Raw genomic sequence first — 8,437 nt, forward strand, 5'->3', positions numbered from 1 at the left:
ACTGATCAAAGACCTCAAGCAACGTGGCCTCCTCGACTCCACGCTAATTGTCTGGGGCGGGGAGTTTGGTCGCACCCCCATGATGCAAAACAACGTGAACAAGGATCTCAAAAAAGGCTTTGTCGGGCGGGATCATCACCCACATGCCTACACGATGTGGATGGCAGGTGGAGGAATCAAAGCCGGCGTGAGCTACGGTGCCACGGATGAGCTTGGCTACTACATTACGGAGAACAAGGTCAGTGTCCGTGATCTTCAGGCCACCATTCTCCACCAGCTCGGCCTCGATCCCTACAAATTCAACTACCCGTATCAGGGACTCAACAACCGTCTCATCGGTCCCACCGACGAAGGCCGCATCTTACGCGAGATTTTGGCATGAAAAAATCCGGGGCGCTTTTCGGGCACCCCGGATTTTCACTGCGACTTAGTTGCCGCCGTCTTTTTTCTTCTTCTTCGCTCCGGCTTCCATCTTCTTCTTCAGTTCCTCAAACTTCACCTTCTGCTCCGGAGTTAGCACTTCCTCAACGGATTTCATCAGCTCTTTGGTGGAAGCTGCCATCTTCTCGCGCTTTTCCTTCGCGTCCGTGACGTCCTTGAGGGCTTTACGGGCATCGGTAAGCTTCTTGAAGGCGGGTTCGAGCTTCTTCTCCTGGTCGGGTGTGAGTTCCAGTGCTTTTGTCAGAGCCTTCGGGTTCATCGCTGCTCCACGCCGCTGCCCCGCTTGCCCAGGCTTACCATCTTGGCCAGGCTTACCGGGCTTGTCTTGCGCCAGTGCAGAAGTGGCCGTCAGAGCGAAAGCAGCGGCGCAGAGCAGCGAAAAAGAGTTGAGTTTCATGGTGTCTAAAGATCCTTTCGAAGCACCGGAGTGTGTTCTGCCCTCAAAGACGCAGTTTCATTTGGCAAGGTTCAAAATGCCGCACGGTGACAAATTTGGTACAATGCCGACCATGGCCACACGGCAACAACATTCCCTAAAATCTAAACCGAAGACCAACAACGGCCCAACAATATTTGGACTGATTGTCGTGCTTGGACTGATTGGGCTGGTGTTTTACTTCGGGTTCATCAAGGTTAGCTGAGTCGGGCGTGCCGAATCGCTTCGCCGCCGGTTGCGCTAAAGCTATAGGTGATGTGTATCGAGCCATCGGACGCCTGTAAAAGCGAGGGGTACGACTTGCTCGCCTTCTCGCTGTCGTCCAGGTGAATCGTGCCTGTCCATGTCTTGCCTTCATCGTCAGAATACGAAAGTGCAAGCTGGTGCCGTCCCTCTTCCGTGTCGTTGCAACAGAGAAGCCAGCGGCTGTCTTTGAGCTTGAGAATGTCCACGCTAGAGCCTGGATTAAGGAGCGTATTAGGCATCGCCACACTCCATGTGATCCCATTGTCTTTGGACTCACTCACCAGTATTCGGTGCGGCGCGGGGCCATTGTTGCGGCAAAATGCTATAAGAGTGCCGTCGTTACGCCGGATGAGGGCGGGTTGCACCGCGCCCGCCCCGATCATCGGCTTAGAGCACGTCCACGTCGCGCCGCCGTCGTCGGTGATGGCAACCAGTGAGAAATTATAGCCGTCGGAGTAGAGAGGTAGGAGCATCCGCTTGCCCTCAATCAACGGCTTACAGCGCCCCATCCAACCCATGCGCCGCTTGAGCTTGTTGTCGGCCATAGCGAGAAGTTCGGCCCGATACTGTTCCAGCTCGGGATAGGCTGCCAGCACTTGCGGCAGCTTGGCGCGAACTTCGGCAGGAAACACCGAATCATCGGGCTTGAGCGGGACGACCCCCATATCGTCCCACTGTCCAATCTTGCGCCCCACTTTGTATTTTAGAAGTGTGTTCTCCCAGTTGTTGTCGAGCTGCATCCCATAAAACAGCCAGAGTTTTCCGTCGCCATTGACGGCGAGTACGCAGTTGGTATCCGGGAAGCCCGGTGTGTCCGCAAGCACAAAGGGCCTTGACCACGCGCCGCCTTTGAGTGGCTTTGTCGCGCCCATGATCCGCACATCGTCGGCCTTGCGCTCGCCGGAACCGATGTACCAACAAACCAGTAGCTGCCCGCGCGGAAACTCCACAATACTGCTGCTATGGCTGTGGAGCTTGCCAAGAGGGAAGATAAACTCAGAGGAATACGTCGTTGTCATGCGGAAATTGTAGCGTATTATGGACGATTTAAAAGGCATCGCGGGGCCGTTGCCCGAGATTTTTGCAAAAGGCACGACGGCAGAGCAGTGGCGCACCAAGCGCCGCCCGGAGCTACTGAAACAATTCACGGAGCTGATGTACGGCGAAGCGCCCCCCGCCGAAGCCCCCAAAGTGACCGTCGTGAGTGAGAAACCCGGCGACGGCTTTCTCCAGCGCACCATTCGTCTGCACACTGGGATTTTAGGGCCGGTCTCGCTCCAGCTCACCCTGCCCCTCAAGCAAACCAAGCCAGCTCCGACCTTTCTGGCGCTGAACTTCACCGGCAACGAGTCGCTGCACAGCGGCCCAACGGCGTGGAGCTTTTCGGAGGCGGCGCGTCGTGGGTTTGCGATCGCGACAGTTTGCTACGAGGAGCTGGCAGCGGATCGGAAAGAGTGTCCGCTGTACGAGTCAAAGTATCGCGCCGTCTCGCTCTGGGCGTGGGGGTTCTCGCGAATGGTGGACTGGGCGTTGACCGTCCCCGAGCTTGACAGTAAGAAGCTCATTGCCTTGGGTCACTCGCGCCTCGGGAAGGCAACACTGCTTGCGGGAGCACGCGATGAGCGCTTCGCCGCAGTGATCCCCCATCAGTCTGGAACCGGCGGCGCGGCCCCGAGCCGTGGCACGATCGGTGAGTCCGTCCAGCGCATCAACACGGCCTTCCCCCACTGGTTCAACGACGCCTACAAAAAATACAACGAGCGTACCGCCGACTTGCCATTCGACCAGCACTGCCTCCTCGCCTGCGTCGCGCCCCGACCGATCCTACTCTCCAACGCACAAGAAGATACCTGGGCCAACTACGACGGCCAGTTCTCGCTTTTAGACGCCGCACTCCCCACCTGGAAGCTGCTCGGCGGCGAGGAGAAGCTCGTCCAGAAGTTCATGCGCCCCGGAAAGCACGCCCTGACCCCTGAGGATTGGACGGCATTTCTAGCGTTTGCTGATAAAATCCAGTTATCTTCATAGCTTAGAACCTTGACATGATGGATTTTATCTTTTATACTTCGTTGTAACAGATTCAGTCTCGACTGTAAAACCGAGTCTCGATCACAATTTTTCGTTGAGGAGTAATTCGATGATCGTTTCAGCTATGGTTGTCTTGGCAACTTTTGTCACTGTTCCACTAACCACTAATTCATCGGCAAGGCGTTTTTTGGGAAGTCCTTCCTTCACCGTTGCACACTTACCATACGTTTCCCCACACCCTGCGTCTAACAAAAACAAAGACCAAATGAACGTTTTAGGATGTTCAGGTGCCGATCCAGCAGCATGGACAGTTAATCTGAACGCTCAAACGTCTGTTGCTCTATTAAACGATGACCCTATCAGTAAACAGGTCTGGGCAGAAACGGGTAATCCAGCAGAATCAAAAACCATTCATCTCCCTACTGAAATGTCTGGGCTTGGTGGGAGTGGCGGTTTTTATTATCGTTATATATTTCACTGGACACGGAATAATGGCGGAATGCAAAAAGAAGGGACTAGTTACAGCCCTAGTAGCGATGGACACTATACCACAGCACCTTAATCATTAAATTATATATTGTGAGTTATCTATTACAGAGGAAAAAATAAGACGTATTGAAGAATAATCCCCCTTGTCATAGATAACTCGCATTAAAAATGACAAACAAAATCGGAACGAAATCCGGATACATAGCTATAACCGAATCAATATCATGCAATCTGACTTATATTTGAGAGATTTAAATCGACCAAAATCATTGAGAGAATATCTACCCAATTCAAATCAATATATCTACAACATAGACAGGAAAACAGGAAATATTAGGATTCAAACAAATGTTATTGACAAATCAAATTTACAAAAAGTAATAACCAACCTCCTTAACAAACTAAAAGAAGTTGACGGGTATGTTTGGGCTAATGAATCTATATTAGAAAATCAGAAAATCGCGAAACTAATCAAAACTAAAAAAGCAATAGCGGCCGAAGCCAATGAGTTAGAAAAAACGAAGTTTATTGCGTTAAAAATGCTTAAAGATTGGAAGAATCTTCTAATTGCAAGCCCTGAAACAAAACGTAAATATAGAGGAGAGTTGGCTCCTGGATACTTCATGAATGAATCAAAATATTCACAGATACTCTTAGTCATGAACGATTCTGATTTCAATAATCTCCTTATGAAAAATGTCACCCCATTAATTTCACGTGAACTAACACTAAATATAGAACAATATAAAATTAAGAAGAATATTTCAAAATCTAATCCTCGCGTTTTATTTATTATTAATGATCAAGGTGGTGATTATCCTTGGAAGACTCACCAATACACTTTATATTTTCTAGATATAGATCTAGATCCTGATTCTGATTCCCTTACTAATGCGCGTCCTGTTCTAGACACTTTAGTTCGTTATGATCATTTAAATGAAGGTACTTTTACAATAAGGTACTTTTACAATACCGAAAAATGATAAAATCATTTATGATATTTCACAATTTACTAAAAATTTAACAAATAATGAAAAAAACAACATAGGTTTTATACTTTCAAAATTAGCAAAAATATCAGACATCAAATTTATCGTGGAAGTATATTATAAATATACTCAATTAGGGACACCAATCACTATTGATACTTTGACAAAAACTAAAGGGACAGTCTACGAATTACTGAATGAATTCTGTCGTAACTGGCAATATGAAGGTAAATTTCAAGATGGTGTTTTTTACTTCTGGCCTAAAACTTGGGCACAAGATCGGCTCGCCGATGTATCAGATGAAGTAATAGAGAACTGGAAAAGGAAAATTCAACGCAATAAAGGTGCTACAATTGATACCCACTTGGAAATGGCTCGTGCATTTACTTGGCTCCAGTATAGAATTCCTATTTCGATTGCGATTCCTGAATTCTTTCCTGTTAGTTACCGAGCATTTCAAAGCCTCAGAATCACCTTGCAGACTTCTAATCAAGAGCTACTTGAATTAACTAATAATAAAGTTCCATTTTTAAAAACATCTCGAAGCCTGCAAAGTGCAATTCTTTCGCAAATCGAGTTTTGGCGTCCTCAGTATGCCGAGCTTACCTTAAAGATAATCCAAGAGAGTTTTGTAACTATTTCTTCTTCGGAGGGTAGTCTTGATAACGGAAAGAAATATCCCTATCCCTATGTTCCCACGAGTCTTCGACTAACAGGACAAAAAGGTGAAACATTCTGGCCGAAGTCTTTAATACTCTAGCGTTTGCGGGGCATGTCCACCAGCGTCAGCACGAGCGCATCTTGTAGGGCGCGGGCAGTGCTGGCTCCACCCTCTCGGTCGTAGTGATTCATGAGGATAGAGAAGACGAGGCGCTCGCCCGCCTTACTGGTGACATAACCCGAGAGCGACGATGCCCCGGTGAGAGTCCCGGTCTTGGCGCGGACGTTGTTTTGCGCGGGGGTATTTTTGAAGCGATTCTTAAGCGTGCCGTCCACACCACCAACGGGCATCGCCGCACGCAAGTCCGCATCGCCTGCCCGATCCCGCAAGATCCCCAGCAGCAACTGCGCCGTCACCAAGTTCATGCGCGAGAGCCCGGAGCCATCGGCCTGATAGAAACCAACCGTGGGAATATTTCGGGACTTAAGCCACTCGCGCACCACTTTTGCCCCCTCAGCAGTGGTGCCTTTCTTGCCCTTGACGGCGCCCAGCGTCTTTAAGAAACACTCGCCAAAGAGATTGTCCGAGGGCTTCATAAAATCCGCCGCGAGCTGCGAGAGCGGCTTGGAGACGGAGATCACAAAAGGCGCGGACTGCGGCGAGGCAATATCGGGTTCGAGAACCACGTGCTCGGGGACGCTCACCCCCACTGCGCGAAGTGCCTCCGCAAAGCGAAATGCGGCAAAGCGCGCCGGGTCTTCCATCGTGATCGTGGTGCGCTTGGCATCGGACTTGTCGCCGAGCTTGCCAGAAATCACCATGACGTTCTGGCCACGCTTGCGGCTGATCTTCAGTGCCTGCTCTTTACCGTCGGTGGTGACAGCTTTGTTCTCTATCGTGAGATACGGGATCGCTTCCACAAGAGGCGGCTGCCCAACGGCTCCCGGCTTCACGAGTACCAGCGCGACGTTTTCATCGCAGCTCAGCCCCGATACCTGCGCGGAGTAGTAAAACTCCTCGTCGTCCCACTGCCAGCCCTCGCCCAGAGCTTCGGCGTCGAACACGGAGGCATCGTAGAGTAGCTTGCCTTTGAGCTCGGTGACACCCGCCGCTTTCACGGCCTCCGCGAGTTTTTTCAGCCGCGCAAAATCCAATGAGGGATCGCCGCTGCCCTTCAGAATCAGATCGTCGCCCAGAGAATAAACGCTCGTGGTGTAGGTAAAGCTCGGCCCCAGCAGGGCAAGAGCTGCGGAGCACGTGACGATCTTCATGTTCGACGCAGGCATCAGCGATTTCTCCGGGTTGCGCTCAAAGAGCAGCTTGCCTGTGTCCAAGGAGACAACACGCATCCCGACCGTCCCGGGCCTCAGCGTAGGAACAGCAAGTGTCTTTTCCAGACGAGCCGTGATCGACGCGGGGGCTTGGAGCGACGTGAGAGCGACGAGACAAAGGAGCGGGACAAACATACCCTATTTTACCCCAGCGTCAGGAACGACGCGGGCTCGCTCCGCGACATCGAAGACGCGATATCGGAGATTTTTCTGTGGAGATTTCGGGGAACTCTTGCAGCAACGTCGCTGTATTCTAGTGACAGTGGATAGACGCTTCCAACTGGAAGTATTATTGAAAAGGAATGGAATTGATGAGTACGAAACCGATCATTGCGGTTATTGGCGCGACGGGCGCACAGGGCGGTGGCCTAGTGCGAGCGATTCTGAGCGATCCCGCCGGGACGTTTGCAGTGCGGGCGATCACGCGCGATGTGAACTCGGAGAAGGCGCTGGCGCTGGCGGCGCTTGGGGCGGAGGTGGTGGCGGCCAACCTCGACGATCTCGCAAGCCTGGAAGCGGCGTTCTCAGGAGCACACGGGGCTTTTTGTGTCACCAACTTCTGGGAGCATTTTTCGACGGAGACCGAGCTGGCGCAGGCGAAGAACCTGGCAACTGCGGCGAAGTCGGCTGGTGTGGCGCACGTGATCTGGTCCACGTTAGAGGATACACGCCAGTGGGTTCCGCTCGACGATGACCGCATGCCGACGCTTCAGGGCAAGTACAAAGTCCCGCACTTCGATGCTAAGGGTGAGGCCGATGCGTTCTTCAGCGACGTTCCCACTACCTTGCTCTTAACCTCGTTCTACTGGGACAACTTTATCTACTTTGGCATGGGGCCACAGCGCGGGCCGGACGGCAAACTCGCCATCACGCTCCCGATGGGCGACAAGAAGCTCCCTGGAATCGCGGGGGAGGACATTGGTAAGTGCGCCTACGGAGTGTTCAAAGGCGGCACAGAGTGGATCGGCAAGACTGTCGGGATCTCGGGAGAGCATATCACAGGCGCTGGTATGGCGATGGGTCTGAGCGGTGTCTTTGGTGAGGAAGTCAGCTACAATGCCGTCCCTGCCGCGCTCTACCGCAGCTTTGGCTTCCCGGGCGCGGACGATCTGGGCAATATGTTCCAGTTCAAGCACGACTTCAACGACGACTTCTGCGCCGCACGGAGCATCATAACCTCCAAGGCGCTCAACCCCGAGCTTCAGGACTTCGCTGCTTGGCTTGCTAAAAATGGCGAGCGCATCCCGCGCAACTGACACTATAAATCCCAAGACGCCGCAGAGCCGCAGAATCCGGGGGTTCTGCGGCGTTTTTTCGTCTAACAGGTAAAATGCCCCCATGAACCAGACACAGTTTCCCCTTCTCTTCTCCCCGTGGAGCGTCCGGGGCGTCACGATGAAAAACCGCGTGGTGATCAGCGGACACTTTGCGGGCTGGTGGGTGGATGGCGGGCTACCATCGGTGGCGTTTGAGGCCTACATCGAGGAACGGGCCAAAGGTGGGGTGGGATTATTCGTGATCGGTGCGACCTCGCCGATGCCTGGCTCGGGGTGGATGCAAAATATCTCTGACGAAATTATCCCGCGCTATACGGCTCTGACGGCGGCGGGGCATCGGCATGGGATGAAGGTCTTTGCCCAGCTCTGCCATCCGGGGTTTGGCCCACTGCCAGGCGTGTCCATCTTCGGCCCGATTCCGAGTACGCCCACAACCGGGCCACGGGGCAAGAGCGCACCCCGAAAAGTGCCGACCATTGCCGAACTCCAGGAGCTGATTACTGCCCACGGCACGGCGGCGCGGCGGGCGGCAGAGGGCG

At 52.5% G+C, this 8,437-nt stretch carries 11 protein-coding genes and 1 pseudogene; 8 read left to right on the plus strand and 4 right to left on the minus strand.

Annotated features, from left to right (window positions below; all coding sequences use genetic code 11):
* The coding region (locus ACH2EH_RS22305) for a DUF1501 domain-containing protein (protein ID WP_395145206.1) at nt 1–382 on the plus strand (382 nt) is incomplete at its 5' end.
* 45 nt (nt 383–427) lie between these two features.
* Here the strand turns inward: ACH2EH_RS22305 and ACH2EH_RS22310 are convergent.
* Nucleotides 428–838 carry a Spy/CpxP family protein refolding chaperone gene (locus ACH2EH_RS22310; RefSeq protein ID WP_395145208.1) on the minus strand — a complete coding sequence of 137 codons (411 nt, stop codon included), beginning with the start codon at nt 836–838 and terminating at the stop codon, nt 428–430.
* Between the two features lie 112 nt (nt 839–950).
* Here ACH2EH_RS22310 and ACH2EH_RS22315 point away from each other — a divergent pair, with 112 nt between their 5' ends.
* The gene (locus ACH2EH_RS22315) at nt 951–1,082 is read left to right on the plus strand and encodes a hypothetical protein (RefSeq protein WP_395145210.1); all 132 of its coding nucleotides are present in this window, start codon (nt 951–953) and stop codon (nt 1,080–1,082) included.
* On the opposite strand, the gene ACH2EH_RS22320 is transcribed toward ACH2EH_RS22315, so the two are convergent.
* Complete coding sequence (locus tag ACH2EH_RS22320; protein WP_395145211.1) at nt 1,075–2,142, minus strand: exo-alpha-sialidase; 1,068 nt, start codon at nt 2,140–2,142, stop codon at nt 1,075–1,077. The two genes, ACH2EH_RS22315 and ACH2EH_RS22320, sit on opposite strands and share 8 nt — an antisense overlap.
* Nucleotides 2,143–2,161: 19 nt before the next feature.
* Here ACH2EH_RS22320 and ACH2EH_RS22325 point away from each other — a divergent pair, with 19 nt between their 5' ends.
* Entirely contained in the window at nt 2,162–3,151 is a 990-nt protein-coding gene (locus ACH2EH_RS22325) for a hypothetical protein (RefSeq protein ID WP_395145213.1), read from the plus strand.
* Between the two features lie 81 nt (nt 3,152–3,232).
* Here the strand turns inward: ACH2EH_RS22325 and ACH2EH_RS22330 are convergent, their stop codons facing one another.
* Entirely contained in the window at nt 3,233–3,358 is a 126-nt protein-coding gene (locus ACH2EH_RS22330) for a hypothetical protein (RefSeq protein ID WP_395145214.1), read from the minus strand.
* A 58-nt stretch (nt 3,359–3,416) separates the two neighbouring features.
* Between ACH2EH_RS22330 and ACH2EH_RS22335 the strand changes: the two genes are divergently transcribed.
* The 3 genes from ACH2EH_RS22335 to ACH2EH_RS22345 all read left to right on the plus strand — a co-directional run bounded on the left by ACH2EH_RS22335 (nt 3,417) and on the right by ACH2EH_RS22345 (nt 5,389).
* Complete coding sequence (locus ACH2EH_RS22335; protein WP_395145215.1) at nt 3,417–3,713, plus strand: hypothetical protein; 297 nt, start codon at nt 3,417–3,419, stop codon at nt 3,711–3,713.
* Nucleotides 3,714–3,864: 151 nt separating this feature from the next.
* A complete protein-coding gene (locus tag ACH2EH_RS22340; RefSeq protein ID WP_395145217.1) occupies nt 3,865–4,623 on the plus strand; it encodes a hypothetical protein in 759 nt (252 codons plus the stop codon).
* A 112-nt stretch (nt 4,624–4,735) separates the two neighbouring features.
* The gene (locus ACH2EH_RS22345) at nt 4,736–5,389 is read left to right on the plus strand and encodes a hypothetical protein (protein ID WP_395145219.1); all 654 of its coding nucleotides are present in this window, start codon (nt 4,736–4,738) and stop codon (nt 5,387–5,389) included.
* On the opposite strand, the gene dacB is transcribed toward ACH2EH_RS22345, so the two are convergent.
* Entirely contained in the window at nt 5,386–6,756 is a 1,371-nt protein-coding gene (gene dacB / locus ACH2EH_RS22350; RefSeq protein WP_395145221.1) for a D-alanyl-D-alanine carboxypeptidase/D-alanyl-D-alanine-endopeptidase, read from the minus strand. The genes ACH2EH_RS22345 and dacB overlap by 4 nt on opposite strands.
* A gap of 176 nt (nt 6,757–6,932) precedes the next feature.
* On the opposite strand from dacB, the gene ACH2EH_RS22355 reads away from it, so the two are divergent.
* The gene (locus ACH2EH_RS22355; RefSeq protein ID WP_395145222.1) at nt 6,933–7,877 is read left to right on the plus strand and encodes an NmrA/HSCARG family protein; all 945 of its coding nucleotides are present in this window, start codon (nt 6,933–6,935) and stop codon (nt 7,875–7,877) included.
* Nucleotides 7,878–7,959: 82 nt separating this feature from the next.
* Nucleotides 7,960–8,437: pseudogene (locus tag ACH2EH_RS22360) on the plus strand (hypothetical protein); the annotation flags it as partial.

The sequence above is a fragment of the Armatimonas sp. genome (genome assembly GCF_043760365.1).
Taxonomy (GTDB): Bacteria; Armatimonadota; Armatimonadia; order Armatimonadales; family Armatimonadaceae; genus Armatimonas.